Consider the following 17,076-nt stretch of genomic DNA (forward strand, 5'->3'; position numbering starts at 1 on the left):
GTTCTCAAAACTAGAAATACACTAATCTAAAGAATATAAGGGAGAGAATAAGATGAAATACACCGTAATTACAGGAGCAAGTTCTGGAATTGGATATGAAACAGCATTGGCATTTGCAGCACGTGGCAAAAACTTGATTTTGGTAGCTAGAAGATTGGATAAGCTGGAAGAGCTTAAATCGACTATTCAGGGTATGGATACTAAAGTAAATGTTATTGTTCACATTAGCGACCTGTCTGTTACCGCAGAAGCATATGCACTGTACAACAATTTGAAGGAATATGAAATCGAGACTTGGATCAACAATGCAGGACTTGGAGAAAGCTCATTCATTGCTGATCAGAATTTGGATAAAGTGGAGACCATGCTGCGTGTTAACATTGAATCCTTGACTGTTCTTTCTACACTGTATGTGCGAGATTATGCGAATGTGGAAGGCACTCAATTGATTAACGTCTCATCCGCACTCGGATATGCCATTGCTGTAGGCAGTGTAGCTTATTCTGCATCGAAATTCTACGTTAGTGCCTTCACAGAGGGCCTTGCCAAAGAACTGGAACTGAAAGCTGCAAAACTAAAAGCGAAGGTTCTGGCACCAGCGATCACGGAAACAGAATTCGTACAAAAATCAATAGATGCTGAAGGATTTGATTACAAAGCGAATATGCCCAAGTACCACACAGCTAAAGAAATGGCTGGCTTCATGATCGATCTGTATGATCACAACGAAGCGGTCGTAGGGATTGTAGACCAGAACTATGATTTTCAGCTGACAGGCGCAATCTATCCGGTCATTTCAGAATTGAGCTAAAGTCCCAATTTGCTCATTTCACTGTGTCCTTCATCTTGGTAAACGTTATAACGTGTTCGGATTGATTACCATATCTTCGTCTGCCCGGAAAAGATGAGCATAAAGAAGAGCCGAGACGTCATAAAGACGACTTAGCTCTTCTTTATGTCCCATGAGAACTTAAAATTTTGGAATCAATAAATATTCCGAGTACAATCTGATGAAAAACTTCATCACAATAGTACCATCTTTCGCTAGGTTGCTCTCTAATAAATCATATTAAAAGAGTTTTTTAGAAATATTCAATAAATAAATCGAACGAAATAATGCTGGCATGCCAATATATAGTGTAAGGAGGAGGGGGATGGATAATGAGTGAACAAGATGAGTACATAGAACTTGTAACGTTAATACGTGCGGGGCATGAAGAAGCATATGGAGAATTATATGAGAAAACAGTGACGGGGGTATATCAAACTGTGCGATTTCTCATCAAGGACAAGTCTGACGCGGAGGATGTAGTACAGGAGATTTACATTCAGGCGTATCGATCATTGGCGCGATATGATGCGGAGCGTGCTTTTCGTCCCTGGTTGATGGGGGTGACGATGCGACAGGTTCAGAGTTATCGACGCAAAAGATTGATGCAGTTTCGGTTTGGCAAGCGCATTGAAAAATCTGACGTGGGACTAGAATATGATTTTTCCACTGATCTGGTCAACAAACTGGCAAATCGTCCTTTGCTGGAACAGGTGCGCCGTTTGCCGTACAAGCTGCAGCAGGTGGTCACACTTCATTATTTGAATGAATACACGCAAGAGGAGATTGCTGGCATATTGGAGATTCCGCTTGGAACCGTAAAATCGCGTATACATGCGGCGCTGGCGAAGTTGAGACAGAAAGAAAAGATGAATCCAAGATTGCGGGGAAAGGCGGAGGATCTGCATGAAACTCGATGAACAGTTGCGAACAGCCTACCAGGAAGAGACCAAAGACTGGTCCGTTCCTGCGAGGATTAAACATAAAATGATGGATGGTATTCGAAGTGATTCACACATCAGAAGAAATCGAAAAAAATGGCTGGTCACTGGGCTATTGGCTGCTGTACTCATTATTCCCACCGGAGCCTATGCAGGGTACACCTATCTCGCAGACGGAATATATGGTTCACAGGAGAATATCGCTGCTATGGGGGGGACAGCTGAGGATTATATGAGGTTGGAAGCAAAGCTGCAGACGGCCAAGGCCCATTTCAGCGAAGAAGAATTTGTTCAATATATGGACTTGCTGAAGCAATTAGGGCAAATGGCCGTGAAGCATGCCGATTCTCAAGGCAATATGCATCCAGAGCAATGGAGTACAGTGGAAAAGGAACGATATAACCTTCTTGCAGCTGAGCTCGAACCGTTTTTTGAGAAGCTGGAAGCTGTGAGTGTAGGGTCCTCCAAAAAACTGATGGACGAGCAGCAATTTTGGACGGAACAGTTGGAACAGGCAGAGAAGACATTCACCAAGGAACAATATCGTGAGTTCAAGTCTGTCTATGAACAAATGAAAAAATACAAAGTTATGGTGATGGACAAGGATGGAAGTATCCATGAGGAACGCTTGTCAGCGGAACAGAAGGATGATTTAAGGCAGCTAGAGAGACGCCTAATTCCATATTTGAAACGGTTGGAGCTCAATCTGCGTTGAGTCGGGTGGAACTGTGAAAGAGGAGAAGAAGCGGAGAAGTGAATTCTTTCGCTTCTTTTTTTATGTTGTGATCCATTACTTCCTCCCCTGCACCTTCAGCCGATATTGATGTGGTGTAGAGCCTGTGGTAGTACGGAATACTTTGCAAAAGTAGGAGGGGCTGGTCATACCGACACGGTGACCGATTTCGGGAACGGAGAGCGAGGACCGAGTGAGCAGCCCACAGGCATGACGAATGCGGGTGGCTTGAGCATAAGCAACAATCGTGGTGCCGGTCGCTTTTTTGAATATATGAGATAGATGATAGGGGGACAGATGAAGAGTATCTGCGATATGCTCCAAACGGAAAGGCTCCTGGTAATGCTGTTCAATCCATTGCATGATGGCTTCGGCATGAGGGTGAAGAACGGTTGCACTGGACGAAAGTACATCTTGGGAGCGGCTTTGCTGCCCGTCTTGCCTCAGATAGCGAAGTTGTACGAGCAGATCCAATAAAAAGAGGCGTGTATCCTCCTCTATTTCGTGAGGAAGCAGACCTGGATACGTATCTGCATATTGTTCCATTCGTTGAACGAGTGGGGATGTGGCAGCAAGTCGGATGGGCTGAATGGGGGATTGCTCTTCCAGCAGGTCCTGTATGAAGTCGTGAGTAACGATAAATTGGGCCCAATGTGCCTTAAGTAGATCAAGTTCAACCATGAGTACATTTCGAATGAAAGGCTGCTGTCTGGATACTTGAATCTGGATGTGATGCAATTGAAAAGGTCGAAAAATCATGAGCATACCGGGTTCAAGGGAGAAAACCTGACCTTCGGTTATCAACTGCCCATATCCTTCGTGAATATAGGTTATCTCCAGCTGCGAATGAGCATGGAACACTTCGCGAGACGTAGTGTTGGATGTACGACGACAGACCAGATTAAATTGTTCTCCCAGAAAGATGGACTTCATGAATGCCTCCCTTATCATGCGCAAGATAGTTTTATTTTAGCACAAGATGAACGCATAAAAGCGCTTTATTATTGTGTATTGTGAAGGGAATAAGGGAGGTATGCAACGATGTTAAAAGTGGCTATTATCGGAGCAGGTGCAATTAGTGGAGCACATATCTCAGCATATATGGCGTTCCCTGAGCGATGTCAGATTGTTGTTGTGGTCGATATCTACGTGGAAAAAGCACAGAAGCGAATTAATGAATATGGTCTGGAAGGTGCACAAGCCGTCACGGATTACACAGAGTTACTTGCCCAAAACATTGATCTGGTATCAGTTTGTACGCCGCCATATACGCATGCTCCCATTGCTTGTGATTTCATGCAAGCAGGTGCACATGTGTTAGTCGAAAAACCGATGGCTTCTTCCCTGGAGGAAGCGGATCTGATGTTGAGAGCAGCGCAAGCAAGTGGCAAGTTGCTATCCGTAGTAGCACAGAATCGGTTTACGACACCAATGATGAAGCTAAAAGGTGTGCTGGACAGTAAACGGATGGGACCGATTGTACATGTGCAGGTTGATTCGTTCTGGTGGCGGGGCCACAATTATTATGATCTGTGGTGGCGCGGGACATGGGAAAAAGAAGGCGGAGGCTGTACCCTTAATCATGCGGTGCATCATATTGATGCCATGCTCTGGATGATGGGACCTCCAGTGGAATTGCAGGCCATGATGGCAAATACGGCACATGATAATGCCGAAGTTGAGGATATATCCATGGCGATACTTCGCTTCCAGGAAGGGGCGCTTGGCATGATTACCAGCTCCGTCGTACATCACGGAGAGGAGCAGCAGTTAATTTTTCAGGGCAAAGAAGCTCGGGTATCTGCACCTTGGAAAGTGGTTGCTTCTACCGCGCGGAATAACGGATTTCCGGAATCCAATCAAGAGTTGGAACAACAGATTCAGAAGCTTGCTGACGAATTACCGGATGTTACTCATGTCGGTCACGCTGGGCAAGTTGAGAATATGTTAAATGCTATTGAGACAGGTTCTCCCCTTCTGGTGGATGGCCAAAGTGGCCGGAATACACTTGAACTGATTGTGGGTATCTACAAATCTGCAAGTACGGGGGAAAAGGTTGTTTTCCCACTAGGGTCGGAAGACGGGTTTTACACAAGAGAAGGAATTATGCAACATGCAGTACACTTTTATGAAAAAAAGACGACGGTGGAGAACTTCGAGGATTCGAGTATTACGCTCGGGAGCAAGTTGGATTTTTAATGCAAATTTCTAGTATTTTTCAGAGTATTTAATCATTTATTTTGTGATAAGAGCAATATGAAAAACTATAGAACAAGTGGGTGAAATATCCAAAAAAACGCTGTTAGATCAATTGATCTGGCAGTTTTTTTGGTTGGATACATACTTGGAAATTTTCTTGTTTTTCAATACCTCTCAATTTAATTGGAAATGAAAAAGGAAATTTCGGATCTGAACTAAACAATGTCTAGGACTATTGTGAAAATAAAGGACTATATTCTTAGGTACAATTGGTCATAAATAACAAAAATATGTTGTAAAATTGCTGAAATGGGTCTATTATTTAATCTACTGTTACTTGTTTATCCAAATGCTAGGTACTAAGAACCAAATCAGATAAGAGTTTGATTATATTTGAAATGGGAAAAATGAATGAAAAATTGGAATTGTAAAATTCATGAAATTACATAATTTTCAAGAAAGTGGGTTAAAGGAACTACATGGGGGATTTTGGGAAGTTAACAATTGGTTCTATGTTGTCTATTAATATTGTTTTATTTATCATTGGATTTTTAATGTACAGGAAATGGCGAAACCCAACATACTTAAAGTTTTTGGGAGCTTTTTCTTTAATGTTATTTGCAAATGTGGGTATGGCTTTGATGTCGCATAAGCTCATGTCTGTATATATGTTTTTCTTATCACTCTATGCAGCTGGAATGATAATTGCTCAAATCGGGATATTTCGACTTTACTACAACAAACGAACAGACAAACTTTATGTACATTTAGGCGGTACTGCGGTTACTTTGATTACTGCCGCAATGTCTTTGTTTTTACCCGTACAAATGAGTTCCTTTTTAGTGTTTCTCTCTGTAATAGGTGTGACATTGTACACACTGGTCAAGATTTTTCCGGATGTCGGGCTAAATCCACAGTATTTTATGGTAACGATCCTTTTTGCAATGCAGCTATTGTTGCATCTATCAGGCGCATTTACAGGTTATGAACTATTGGCAGAACTTAGTTTGATTTTGAGTGTTTTTGCTAGCTTCATAGTGTTCACGATGATTTTTGAAAAGATTATTGGGGTTATGCAAGCTGCGACATACACATCAACACGGGATGAAATAACAGGTTTGTTCACGCAAAAACATTTTATTCATCAAGCTAATCAAGCTTTATCCAAGGGGAAGACAGTAGGGGTATTATACATAGAGATTCAGAATCCAACCCACATTTCGGAGGAAGAGTCCTTTAAGAGAGCGGGAAGAGCCATGGGCAGGGCTTTGGAAGGTAGTGGATTTGCTGGACGTTACCAAAGTGATGTCATTGTGGCTCTTATAACAAGTTCTAATTTACCATTAGCAGAGCTGGCTAACTCCATAAGGATGAAAATTGATGTTGAAGCCTCAAGTACTGTACTGATTGGGTATATTGACACTAAGCCTGAATTTACACTGGATGATCATATCCGTGAGGCGAAAGAAGGTGCTGTTCGAACGAAGCAAAGTGGGCTTAATAGAATCTTTGATCTAGACCAAAGTAAAATTTTAGCGGATTAATGGAGGCAACCATAGTGAATGCGGTTATCATTTCCAGTAAAGCTTCTACGCTAGTACATGAAGCCATAGGGAATACAGATGTTAGTTTTGAAAAAGTAGGTCGCTTTGAGAGTGGTCAGTTTATCGAATTTTGCGAAGCTGTAGCTAGAATTAACATCAATGCATTTATAACTGATCTAGACTGCACCGATTCAAATACTTTTCTACGTGGAATTAGTCAATATCGAACAGTGCGTTCAAATACTCGAATTATTGTCATTGCTCTTGATCGTTATGAGGATGACGGAGTCGTTCATGAATTGGCAGACATGGGGATCAACGTTGTTACAACCTCGCCAGGAACGAAGCCAAAGTCCATTATTCCAGCACTGCGCAATTTATTGCCAAATCAAAGCGAGGTAACTGGAAATGGACAAGAGGATTGGGAATCAACAGATTTTGATCTTGAGAAGATAAAGGATCGCATTTATCGATATACAGCGAAATTAACCTCTGCAGGCAGTTTTGACTCATCAGATGTCATGGATTTGGAACTTCCAGATGTGCCGATCCAAGAAAGAATCATTCTAAAAGATCGAATCATCGGAACGATTTTAGTCGGAGTTATGGGTGTTGAATCTAAAGTCGGTTCAACTCATCAAAGTATATTAATTGCAAACTATTTAAAACGTAAAGGCTACTCAGTAGGTTTAGTAGAGGCAAATGGTTCAAGTGACTTTACAAGTATTGAGAATGCATATGAAGGAACACAGGATTTCAAAAGCAATAACATTCACTTCTCTATAGAGGGCGTGGAGTATTACAAGAATAATAACAAATTGGATATTAACCATCTGATTACAGCAGGACATGACTACTTAATTTTAGATATCGGGAGCTTTGAAGAGAGTGACTGGAGTAAAGAGTTCTACAGAGCGAGTGTAAACATTGTGCTTGGTGCTGGTAGCGAATGGCGACAAGGGAAAATTAGAAGATTTAGAGATTTACATAAAAAAATGGATCAGTCTAATTGGGTTTATTGTGTACCATTTGTTGAAAATCTCAGTATCCAAGATATTCGAAAAGATCTTCCAGGGAATCTCGTATATCGAATTCCACCACATGCTGATCCCTATAAACACCAAGGAGATACAGACTCGGTATTAAACAAGCTGATGAAAAGTTACATGGGTGACTCTAAGAAGATATCTTCAAAAGCATTATTGTATGGTGTCCTTGGACTGTGCATCGTTATTATTATTGTTTTGATTATATTATTGGTCGTGAATAAATAAGTTTAATCATGTTGGATTGAGAGGAGTTCGTTATGTCTAAGATTCGTTTTAGGCAGAAGCAGTTGCTTCTGTCCGCTTCCATTGGGGGTGCGATCATTTTATTTGTTTGTGTTATCGCTGGCTATTTTATTATTGACTATATTCAAGGAAGATATGTTGAGCGAACACTTCAGATTGAGCAACAACTTCAAGATGCACAGAAGAAGTTGAATGAAGATAAGATGAAAGTGATCGTACTGAATGATGATCATAAGGCCGGAGATTTAATTACAGAAGATGACGTGAGTTCTCTAGTTGTACCGGTTAGTACGGTACCCCAAAATACAGTAGAGCAAGCAGAGATTGTAGGGAAAAGGATTAAGATTGATCTTCAGAAAAACTCTATTATCACCACACCAATGTTGTTTGAAGATGGAATAACACCGAATGACCTTAGAAACCAAGAGTTTAGTCTAGTACAGCTTCCTTTAAAGTTGAGAAAAGATGAATTTGTAGATGTTCGGATTCGTTTTGCAACAGGTCAGGATTACATAGTACTTTCTAAGAAAAAAGTAGAAGATTTAAATAATGGGACGATATGGTACAAAATGACTGAAAAAGAAATTTTGACGATGTCAAGTGCTATTGTAGATGCTTACATCAATGATGCCTCTATCTATGCATTAAGTTATGTAGATCCTTACATGCAAGATGGTGCAATCATCAACTATCCATCTAATCCTAAAGTATTGGATCTCATTGAATCTAATCCTAATATTATTGGATTGGCAACCACGGCTCTCGAACGACAAGTAAGAGCAAAATTAGAACAAGATCTTCAGTCCATGAGTGATGAAGATAGACAAAAGTATATCAGTGGACGTAATACGACGGAGATGAACTCAAGGGAGTACATTACGGAGACAGAAGGACAAGGGAACGGAACAACATCCCAGCAAGATAATTCTCTGATAAATGAAAATTCAGCGGATATGAATCAGCAAAGTAATACTGGGAATACACCAAATGCAACTTCAGACTCAGGTAGTATTTTCAATGATAGCAATACACGTGAACCTGCACAGTAATAAGGAGACCAAGATGAAACAAATACTTGTTATGGGCCACTATGATAAAACGGATTTTATGATGTACCTTGGTAAATTGTTGTCAATGGATCATCGGGTTCTGATTGTAGACGCAACGCAAAATAAGGATTATGAGTTCGTATTCCCTAAAATTGATCATTCTCTCACGATGAACACTCATGATCAATTTGATGTTATGGAAGATGTCCATTCATATGAGGACCTGATGCATAATCTGGAAGAACAGAAATATGATTTTGTACTCATAGATTGTAATGACGAGGCTTCGTTGGTTGATTGGCCAGAAGTGGATTTTGTTTATGTTGTGACTTCCTATGAGAATCCTGTTATTCAGAAAAACGTTAACCTTATTCGCGCATACTTCCAGGGAGAAAAGTTATCCTCTGTTAACCTTCCGGTAACGAAAATTATTTATGAGGTTAGTAATCATCTGGACGAAAAATATATGGATAGTCTGCTGGACGAACTACCTTTATTGTGGAAAGAGAGTCTTGTTTATTATCCTGATGAACGTGATCAGACACTGAAGATTATTAATCAATATAAAAATACAGTCATGGTCAAACGTATGTCCAGTTCATACAAGCTAGTCATTAAACAGGCGATAGAGTTCATCCTAGGGTTGGAAACGTCAAAAGTTAACGCATTATGGAAGCGGGCCGAAAGGAGTAATTAACATGGGTAAAATTGCATTATGGGGTATGCAGCATGGATTAGGCGTAACCAGTGCAACCGCTGCTTTGGCTGCATTTATCGGGTTGGAGTATGATGTGAGAACTTTAGTATCTCAGCCGCAGCGGACGGACGGTGATATGGAGCGGTTTTTCAATAAAACAATTAATCAATATAATCGGCAATTTTTTGCCATTGGTGGATTGGGGCTCGACTCATTAGAGCGTGTTGCGAAGAGCAGTAAGCTTGAACGCAATAGTGTTAAAAATTATACACTAATGGTAGAGCGGAATCGTTTGGACCTTCTTTGGGGAAGTGAACGTCTTAATCGACCACAACAGGGTTCGATCGAAGCTGTGAATATGGTATTTCGTATGGCGGCAGAATACTATGGCATTTCACTTTTGGATGCTAGAAGTGGGCAGGATAACGAGGTCTCTAACAGCCTGATCAGGGATGCAGATTTGGTGGTTATCTGTGTGAATCAAAATATAAGTGTACTAGAAAAATATTTTGACAATCAAAGGAAGCATTGGCCAGAGGTACTTGAAGAAAAGCCACATCTGCTTCTTATGACGCAGTATGATCCTATGTCAAAATATAAGATCAAAAATATAGCCAACAAGTACAAGCTCAAAGCTCCTATATTGACAATTCCCTATAATACAAGCTTCAAAGATCATTTAAATGATGGTGACATTAAAGGTTTCTTTGCTAGAAATCGATTTGTCGGCAGCAGTCATGAAAATCATTACTTCATACAGGAAGTTGGCCGTGCTGCAAAAACAATACTGCATGAGATTGGTATTAACACCAAACTGAAGCGAATTGAAAGAGGGAATTAAGATGGGACTGAATTTCACCATTAATTTCCTCGCAATTGTTTTGATCGTAGCTGTTTTAATTGCGTATTTATTCTTGAAGCTGAACAGAAAACCTGGTCAGGTTGGAACACGTCAGAAAAATGAAAATGAAGAACGGTTCCAATTTGATTATCTTCTTGAATACGTTAAAACCATGATTAATGAGTACGTAAATAGTAACTTGTTGGATATGGGAATGACAAGCGAGGAATACAATCGTCGTCTGGGAGTTGTAGCTGAGCTAAGAAGTGCCATGAAAAATGCGACTTCAGGTGACATACAAGAGAAGATTTATCTTAAGCAATTTATATCTGATCTTTTGGAACGTAATTATGGTTTTAACGATGATAATATCGATAGAATCATTCCTTTTGAGGATGAAGATCAATTAACACAACAAGATAAATTTGATATTTTGCTTCATTTATATAAAAAGAAGCACGGATTTCAAGGTCTATCCAAGTTAATCGATAAGTATCAATTGGATCAACCAAAAAAAGTTATTGAAGATGGAACGGTAGATTCATATGTAATCACAGGTGATGAGATTGACTCCATTTTTGTCAAAGAAGCACGTGGTGGTTTGGAGTTTGATGATAAGTTAGCTATCGTTGTGCAGCGTGTATACCAGCATTATAAAGGGTTTGGCGTTATTGACGAAATTCGTGATATGTCCATTGATGGCGTATCTGGTGGGGTATCAGGTGTTCCTACCAATATGCAGATTGTTGAAGATGAGATTTCATTATTGCAAGGAATGAAGCAATATAAGTATCCGGGGTACCAGAGCGTATGGATTTTCTTTCGAGGTAAATCTATACATTTATCGTTTTTAAGTTTTGAAACTGACCTAGAATTGAAAAGGGTATGTCAGAACATCTATAAGTATGACAATCCAGGTCAACTAACGGAGACGAACGGTTTTAAAGTCAATGAAATGAAAGATGGATCCAGGGTCGTGGTTGTTCGACCGCCGTTTGCAGAGAGTTGGGCATTTTTTGTTAGGAAGTTTGATCTACCTAATATGAAATTGGATCATCTGATCTCATCCAAAGATGCCGTAAATGCTGAATTAGCTAGAGATATGATTAAGTACCTGATGAAAGGTGCGCAGGTTACTGCATTTACTGGACCTCAGGGTTCAGGAAAGACATCTTTGGTCATGGCCTCAGTTAAATACATATACGCTACGTTAACTTTGAGGATTCAAGAGATGACATTTGAGCTGCATCTAAGAAGACTATATCCACAACGTAACTCACTAGCATTGCGAGAAACCGAGAACATTGCTGGACAAGCTGGACTAGACCTTCAGAAAAAAACGGATGGTTCCGTAAACATTCTGGGGGAGGTCGCTACGGACCCCGTGGCAGCTTGGATGATTCAGATGTCGCAGGTAGCAAGTCTGTTTACGATCTTTACACATCATGCGACCTCTGCACGTGAATTGGTATGGTCTTTGCGGAACTCATTGCTCAAAACCGGTGTGTTTCAGAATGAACGTATCGCAGAAGAACAGGTAGCAAATGCGGTGCAATGGGATGTTCACATGCGTAAGGAAATGAACGGTAAACGTTACATTGAGCGAATAACTGAGATCACACCTGTTCGATTTGAATCGGATACGTTGGAGCATGAAGAAGTGTTATCTAAAGATGATTCTATTGAGAGCAAGTTGGACGCTTTGGTCAATCTTCAAAGAGAAGTGTACAGAAGAAATAGCGGAAGAGTATGGAATGCACGAAATATCATTGAATACCGTAATGGTGAATACGTTGCTGTGTCTCCAATCTCTCCTGAAAAAATTGAAAAAATGTTGTTAAACATGAACGAGGAAGATCGTGAGAACTTCGGACAGTTTCTGAATGCACACTGGGGGCAGGCTCAATGAATAAGTGGATATGGATTTTTGCCATTGCGGGCGGTGCCCTGCTTATTTCGGGCGGAATACTTCTTTATCTTATTCTCAAAGATCGCAAGCGGAAGAAGAATCGTGAGAATGTATGGCCTTCTTCTAAAAATGTAACAGGAAAAACACCACGACAATTGTTGGTGTTTTACCAGAAATCATATCATCAACTGATCAAGGTTCCGATCGTCAAGTCACAGATTCTGAAGATTCGTAAACGTCTGACTGCGATCAACACCTACGATGAGTATTCATTGCGTAAAGAAACGATGCGAATTACCTATTTGACGCTAGGATCTATCATTATTGGTCTTATTGTACTGGCAATAATCAGTAAAAGTTGGATGGCATTATTCTTTGGAGCGTTAGCAGCTATCGTTATAAACGAATTGTGCATTGATATTTTTGTGAACCGGGTTGAAGATCGTCTGTTAAAACAGTTCTCGAACGTTCTGGAGGATGATCGTCATCATTATCAGGAAGTGAGGATGGTTGATGAGGCCTTGTACCAGGCTGCACAATCGTCACCACATGACATCAAGCTCCAGACAGAGAGGATTCACGAAGTATTAACATCCAAGGATCCTGCTCGAGAGCTGGAAAAATACTATGCGGTTGCGCCTAACCGTTATTTGAAAGTTTTTTCCGGAGTGTCACATTTGATTATGGAGTACGGTGACCGCAACGTTCCAAAGGGCTCCATGTATCTGAATGCCATTAATAAATTTGTGCAAGAGATCAGATATGACCTGATGAGAAGGCAAAAATTACGTTACAAATTAGGCGGATTGACCTTACTTGCACTTATTCCAATCCTGCTGTCGTTTCCGTTGCAGCGTTGGGCGGAAAACTATTTTCCAATTACGACAGAGTTCTATGACAGCAGAATTGGTTTTTTAGTTCGAATGTTCATATACGCTTCAGCTGTAATCTGTTACTTGCTAATTCGTAAATTATCGGAGAATGATGAAGCCAAATATGTAGCTAAAGGTCCGCGAAAAGAGTGGGAAAAGAAAGCATATTCTTGGTCTTGGGTCAAGTGGATCGTGGATCGATTGGTCCCGTCACCAAATACGAGGAAGCATCATCGAACCAACATGCTCCTCAAAGAGGCAAACTCTCATCTAACATTGGAATGGTTGTATATCCACCGAATCGTTATCTCTGTCTCCGCGTTTATTGGTGTAATTGTGTTCTCTGTGTTTTTACATTACAACAGCGTACACCATATATTCAGCAAACCGACGTCAGAAGCAACGAACATTCTTGGATATATGAATGCTGATGAATTGGAGCGTGCTAATCAGGTAACGACAATGGACAACCAAATTATCGAAGATCTTCGGACGAATAAAGATCTGACGCGAGAACAGGTTGTTCAGTCCATAGAAACTCATTCAAATGAGCCATTAACAGATGTGGCTATGAATAATACTGTCAATCGGATTATCGGTAAAGTAACTGTTGTGAACAACGAGTATCTAAAATGGTGGGAACTCCTTATCGCTATAGGCTTTGGAGTTACAGGGTATTACATCACCATATGGATTTTACAATTTCAGCGTCGGTTACGCGCATTGGAAATGCAAAATGAAGTGGACCAATTCCATGTGCTAATCTCGATTCTGTGTGAATTTGAACGGATCTCTGTGGAGACTGTACTTGAGTGGATGGAACGATACAGTATCATTTTCAGACCAGCGCTACAAAAATGTCTGCTCAATTATGATAGTGGTGCAGAGGAAGCCTTGAAAATGCTGAAATCGGATGCGCCGTTCGATTCGTTTGGTAGAATCGTGAAACGTCTAATGCAGGCGGTAGATAAGCTATCGTTACGTGAAGCGTTTGACGATCTGGAGATGGAACAAGAGTACTATGCTGAGCAGAAGAAGGAACGCCTTGAGCGTTTGATTCGAAAGAAAACATCGTATGGCAAGTTATTTGGCTGGACACCAGGTGCACTGCTGATTGCACTATATCTGGTCTTCCCATTCCTTTACATGTCATTCAAACAACTAAGTGATATATCAACACAATTACAAACTATTTAAGAGGGGATTGATTTTTTCATGGAAGAAAATACAGGCGTCGGAATACGGGTCGCAGCCGGGATATTCCTCACCATTATGTTGATTACAATTGTAGTTATTATTACGATTTCATCGCAGGATGCGGCAAAACAGGGACAGACAAAGATGGCTGCAATTACAACTCAGCTGTCTGATACGGAGTATCAGACATATAGCAATACGACTTTGTCAGGCAGTCAGGTTCTGAATGCAGTAAGGCAATATATGAATCAGGAACAATTTGGTGTGCAGGTCATCACGGGAAAACAAAAACCTACACAGCCTAAAGGTACTTTTTACGGCGATGTATTTAACGACATCGGAGAGATAACTCCCAATAGTGGTGGTACTTTGAGCCTTGCTAATGCTGAGAAGCAATCTGCCAATGAATATATTAATCCAAGTGGGAAGTTTAGATCTTCTATTGTAAGAGATAAGAATAATATGATTAGAGGCATTGTTTTTGAACAAGAATAGCCAAAATAAAAGTGAGGGCTGATAAACTTGGAAGAGAATACAGGCGTCGGTATTCGAGTAGCGGCGGGCATATTCCTAACAATTATGTTGATTACGATTGTAGTTATTATTACGATTTCATCGCAGGATGCAGCAAAACAGGGACAGACCAAGATGGCCGCGATTACAACACAACTGTCGGATACGGAGTATCAGACGTATAGCAATACTACGTTGTCAGGAAGTCAGGTGTTGAATGCGATACGGCAATATATGAATCAGGAGCAGTTTGGTATACAAGTTATAACAGGGAAACAGAGAGCTGGGGGTGATACCGTAGGTAACTATTATGGTAATACTTTTGGGGTTGAAAGTGGTGTAGTAACTTCTATGAATATTGATCGAGATAAAAAGACAAGTTTAGTGGATGCTGAGAATCAGGCGAGTGCCCAATATATTAATCCAAGTGGAAAATTTATATCTAGTATAGTGAGAGATGGCAATAACATGATTAGAGCTATTAAATTTGTGCAACAAAATTAGATAGTTCTGATTTAAGTCGAAGGAGGTCTCCAATGAGCGAAACGATGGAAAAGTTCATACTGGTCGTGGCTGAAATTAGCATTCTGATTGTGGCTTGCATGTTCGCTCTTGGAGGCATTCAGTCTCAGGATGCGGCAGTTAACGTTACGCATAAATCCGCAGTAAATGAAGAGCGAAGGTTGTTCACAAGTCTTGAAATTACGGAGCAAGTTACATACACGGGTGCAGAGGTTCTTCAAAGCATAAGACAAATGAAAACCTTGGACGCCAATATTCGTGTAGTTAATAAATACTTCTATAGTTCAGATGATATTGAAAGTATTGATGTATCAGGAGTCGATCTCAATCGAACCTATGTTGTTTCATATATTCGAGACAGTCAAGGCAAAGTACAAACCATTGTTTTTACATAAAGGGTGAGCTAGTGTGGAAAACTCTTTCTCCAAAATATTAGGCATTTTCATTGCCATCGTGTTGTTATTCTTGTATCCGTTGTACCAACAGGCTCAAAGACAGGATGACTTGTCTCAGATCGTTATCCACTCAGCTGTGACTACATTCGTGGATTCCGCTAGAACCAAGGGGTATATCACTCCTGAGATGTATCTAGAGTTTAACCAAAAGCTCGGAGCTACGGGCAATCAGTATGACATCCAGATGGAACATTTACACAAGAAATATAATCCGGAATATACCGATCCGGCTAATCCGGCTACATTCCGTGATAGTTTCACGACCTACTTCGATGGTCATTATAATCAGGAAATTATGCAGAGGTTGTTTCCCAATAGCCCAGCATCTGATCTGAATCGTAGATATGTCATGGCGGTAGGTGACTTCTTCACCGTGAAAGTGAAAAATGTTAATCGCACCATGGCTACAATCCTTAGTGATGTTTTTACTGGAGGCATCACGGATGGCAACGTTAAGGTCTATGTTCCTTACGGGGGAATGGTAATCAATGAAGATTACTAATCTGGCAATATTGTTTATCTGTATCTTTGTCCCTTTTTATCTAGTCATGGATTTTCGAACAGGAGACCAAAAAACGGCTCAGGCCTTATCTGATCAATATTCAGCTTCACTGCATACTGCAGTTCAGGATGCTTCTCAGATGTTAAATATGAATGTACTCCAAGAATATGAGGCGGGTTATCAGTCGAGAAAATTCTTCTTTGCGAATAAAGAGAGAGCGCTGGACACTTTCTTTCGCACACTCTATTTGAATTTTGATGTTGTCAATGACCCTGTTAGACAGGGAGCTCTTGCGGGATATATTCCAGCAGTTGCCGTCATTGATTACGATGGCTATGACTTGTACGCAGTGGATGAGTACAGGGATGCCAATGGCGAGAGGGTATTCAAGCATATGTGGAGACCGAAGAAACCATATTCGTACTCGGACGACAGAGGTAACAGTATTAATTTCACGTTGGACAGTTATGTATATGCGTATGATTCTTACGCAAAGGCTTGGGTTGAAGGGTTCCGTGAAGATTTGGAGGGCACAACCAACATTCCTTTATTAGACAATGCAGCCAATTTTGAAGCGATGCGAAAAAGTGTCATCGTGAAAAGTATTCAACAGGATCTGGCTTATTATATAAACAAACATAATGAGTACGCGACTCGGTACGGAGTCCATTATACCTTTAGCCTTCCACAAATTTCACAGGAAGAATGGATCAACTCCATCGATGACATTGGAATTATGGCATTTATCCAAGGAATTCCGATAGGGGACCAATTCTATAACAACTATGCTCTTGGTGGAGGCCGACTGGTCAAGAAAACAGAGATTAAAGGCGCTGTCGATCTGACAACCGGTATTAAATATTATTACCCTAGTACATGTTCTTATGGTTATCGGGAAGATGAGACCTTCTCAAGTGAAAGAGATGCAGCAGCAGCAGGTTATTATCCAAAGGGTTGCATGAATCGCTAAAAAAATACGTT

The 17,076-nt window shown here is 40.6% G+C and carries 17 protein-coding genes; 16 read left to right on the forward strand and 1 reads right to left on the reverse strand.

All coding sequences use genetic code 11. From position 1 onward, the window contains the following. The first annotated feature begins 52 nt into the window (after positions 1-52). The 3 genes from D829_RS0128550 (at position 53) to D829_RS0128560 (ending at position 2,485) form a co-directional block, all read left to right on the forward strand. Positions 53-811 carry an SDR family NAD(P)-dependent oxidoreductase gene (locus D829_RS0128550; RefSeq protein ID WP_017692328.1) on the forward strand — a complete coding sequence of 253 codons (759 nt, stop codon included), beginning with the start codon at positions 53-55 and terminating at the stop codon, positions 809-811. Between the two features lie 350 nt (positions 812-1,161). Further along, positions 1,162-1,749, forward strand: coding sequence for a sigma-70 family RNA polymerase sigma factor (locus tag D829_RS0128555; RefSeq protein ID WP_017692329.1), 588 nt, complete (start codon positions 1,162-1,164; stop codon positions 1,747-1,749). Next, the gene (locus D829_RS0128560) at positions 1,736-2,485 is read left to right on the forward strand and encodes a DUF3600 domain-containing protein (RefSeq protein WP_017692330.1); all 750 of its coding nucleotides are present in this window, start codon (positions 1,736-1,738) and stop codon (positions 2,483-2,485) included. The genes D829_RS0128555 and D829_RS0128560 overlap by 14 nt, the downstream gene beginning before the upstream one ends. Positions 2,486-2,560: 75 nt before the next feature. Here the strand turns inward: D829_RS0128560 and D829_RS0128570 are convergent, their stop codons facing one another. Then, complete coding sequence (locus tag D829_RS0128570; protein WP_017692332.1) at positions 2,561-3,436, reverse strand: AraC family transcriptional regulator; 876 nt, start codon at positions 3,434-3,436, stop codon at positions 2,561-2,563. A 108-nt stretch (positions 3,437-3,544) separates the two neighbouring features. Here D829_RS0128570 and D829_RS0128575 point away from each other — a divergent pair, with 108 nt between their 5' ends. From D829_RS0128575 to D829_RS0128635, 13 genes are all read left to right on the forward strand, one after another. After that, positions 3,545-4,702: a Gfo/Idh/MocA family oxidoreductase gene (locus D829_RS0128575; RefSeq protein ID WP_017692333.1), complete on the forward strand. Its 1,158-nt coding sequence runs from the start codon at positions 3,545-3,547 to the stop codon at positions 4,700-4,702. Between the two features lie 479 nt (positions 4,703-5,181). Next, on the forward strand, positions 5,182-6,246 hold the full coding sequence (locus D829_RS0128580) for a hypothetical protein (RefSeq protein ID WP_017692334.1): 1,065 nt from the start codon (positions 5,182-5,184) through the stop codon (positions 6,244-6,246). 14 nt (positions 6,247-6,260) lie between these two features. Then, entirely contained in the window at positions 6,261-7,520 is a 1,260-nt protein-coding gene (locus D829_RS0128585; protein WP_017692335.1) for a hypothetical protein, read from the forward strand. A gap of 32 nt (positions 7,521-7,552) precedes the next feature. Next, positions 7,553-8,587, forward strand: a complete 1,035-nt coding sequence (locus D829_RS32110; protein WP_017692336.1) for an SAF domain-containing protein — start codon at positions 7,553-7,555, stop codon at positions 8,585-8,587. 13 nt (positions 8,588-8,600) lie between these two features. Further along, positions 8,601-9,284: a hypothetical protein gene (locus D829_RS0128595; RefSeq protein ID WP_017692337.1), complete on the forward strand. Its 684-nt coding sequence runs from the start codon at positions 8,601-8,603 to the stop codon at positions 9,282-9,284. A 1-nt stretch (position 9,285) separates the two neighbouring features. Next, positions 9,286-10,125, forward strand: a complete 840-nt coding sequence (locus D829_RS0128600) for a hypothetical protein (protein WP_017692338.1) — start codon at positions 9,286-9,288, stop codon at positions 10,123-10,125. A gap of 1 nt (position 10,126) precedes the next feature. Continuing rightward, positions 10,127-12,034: an ATPase, T2SS/T4P/T4SS family gene (locus D829_RS0128605; protein ID WP_017692339.1), complete on the forward strand. Its 1,908-nt coding sequence runs from the start codon at positions 10,127-10,129 to the stop codon at positions 12,032-12,034. Further along, positions 12,031-14,103 (forward strand): hypothetical protein, encoded by a 2,073-nt coding sequence (locus D829_RS0128610; protein WP_017692340.1) that lies wholly within the window; start codon positions 12,031-12,033, stop codon positions 14,101-14,103. Before D829_RS0128605 ends, D829_RS0128610 begins: the two co-directional genes overlap by 4 nt. A gap of 18 nt (positions 14,104-14,121) precedes the next feature. Further along, a complete protein-coding gene (locus tag D829_RS0128615) occupies positions 14,122-14,598 on the forward strand; it encodes a hypothetical protein (protein ID WP_017692341.1) in 477 nt (158 codons plus the stop codon). A gap of 27 nt (positions 14,599-14,625) precedes the next feature. Beyond that, entirely contained in the window at positions 14,626-15,120 is a 495-nt protein-coding gene (locus D829_RS0128620) for a hypothetical protein (RefSeq protein WP_017692342.1), read from the forward strand. A gap of 32 nt (positions 15,121-15,152) precedes the next feature. Next, on the forward strand, positions 15,153-15,533 hold the full coding sequence (locus D829_RS0128625) for a hypothetical protein (RefSeq protein ID WP_017692343.1): 381 nt from the start codon (positions 15,153-15,155) through the stop codon (positions 15,531-15,533). Between the two features lie 13 nt (positions 15,534-15,546). After that, the gene (locus D829_RS0128630; RefSeq protein WP_017692344.1) at positions 15,547-16,095 is read left to right on the forward strand and encodes a hypothetical protein; all 549 of its coding nucleotides are present in this window, start codon (positions 15,547-15,549) and stop codon (positions 16,093-16,095) included. Beyond that, positions 16,082-17,065 carry a hypothetical protein gene (locus tag D829_RS0128635; protein ID WP_017692345.1) on the forward strand — a complete coding sequence of 328 codons (984 nt, stop codon included), beginning with the start codon at positions 16,082-16,084 and terminating at the stop codon, positions 17,063-17,065. The genes D829_RS0128630 and D829_RS0128635 overlap by 14 nt, the downstream gene beginning before the upstream one ends. The last annotated feature ends 11 nt before the right edge of the window (positions 17,066-17,076 follow it).

The sequence above is a fragment of the Paenibacillus sp. PAMC 26794 genome (genome assembly GCF_000316035.1).
GTDB lineage: Bacteria > Bacillota > Bacilli > Paenibacillales > Paenibacillaceae > Paenibacillus.

Excerpts from the sequence above, each read along its gene's own strand:
- D829_RS0128625 (WP_017692343.1), top strand. The coding sequence starts at position 15,153 with ATGAGCGAAACGATGGAAAAGTTCATACTGGTCGTGGCTGAAATTAGC.
- D829_RS0128635 (WP_017692345.1), top strand. The coding sequence starts at position 16,082 with ATGAAGATTACTAATCTGGCAATATTGTTTATCTGTATCTTTGTCCCT.
- D829_RS0128550 (WP_017692328.1), top strand. The coding sequence starts at position 53 with ATGAAATACACCGTAATTACAGGAGCAAGTTCTGGAATTGGATATGAA.
- D829_RS0128560 (WP_017692330.1), top strand. The coding sequence starts at position 1,736 with ATGAAACTCGATGAACAGTTGCGAACAGCCTACCAGGAAGAGACCAAA.
- D829_RS0128600 (WP_017692338.1), top strand. The coding sequence starts at position 9,286 with ATGGGTAAAATTGCATTATGGGGTATGCAGCATGGATTAGGCGTAACC.
- D829_RS0128610 (WP_017692340.1), top strand. The coding sequence starts at position 12,031 with ATGAATAAGTGGATATGGATTTTTGCCATTGCGGGCGGTGCCCTGCTT.
- D829_RS0128555 (WP_017692329.1), top strand. The coding sequence starts at position 1,162 with ATGAGTGAACAAGATGAGTACATAGAACTTGTAACGTTAATACGTGCG.
- D829_RS0128570 (WP_017692332.1), bottom strand. The coding sequence starts at position 3,436 with ATGAAGTCCATCTTTCTGGGAGAACAATTTAATCTGGTCTGTCGTCGT.
- D829_RS0128605 (WP_017692339.1), top strand. The coding sequence starts at position 10,127 with ATGGGACTGAATTTCACCATTAATTTCCTCGCAATTGTTTTGATCGTA.
- D829_RS0128575 (WP_017692333.1), top strand. The coding sequence starts at position 3,545 with ATGTTAAAAGTGGCTATTATCGGAGCAGGTGCAATTAGTGGAGCACAT.
- D829_RS0128615 (WP_017692341.1), top strand. The coding sequence starts at position 14,122 with ATGGAAGAAAATACAGGCGTCGGAATACGGGTCGCAGCCGGGATATTC.
- D829_RS0128580 (WP_017692334.1), top strand. The coding sequence starts at position 5,182 with ATGGGGGATTTTGGGAAGTTAACAATTGGTTCTATGTTGTCTATTAAT.
- D829_RS32110 (WP_017692336.1), top strand. The coding sequence starts at position 7,553 with ATGTCTAAGATTCGTTTTAGGCAGAAGCAGTTGCTTCTGTCCGCTTCC.
- D829_RS0128595 (WP_017692337.1), top strand. The coding sequence starts at position 8,601 with ATGAAACAAATACTTGTTATGGGCCACTATGATAAAACGGATTTTATG.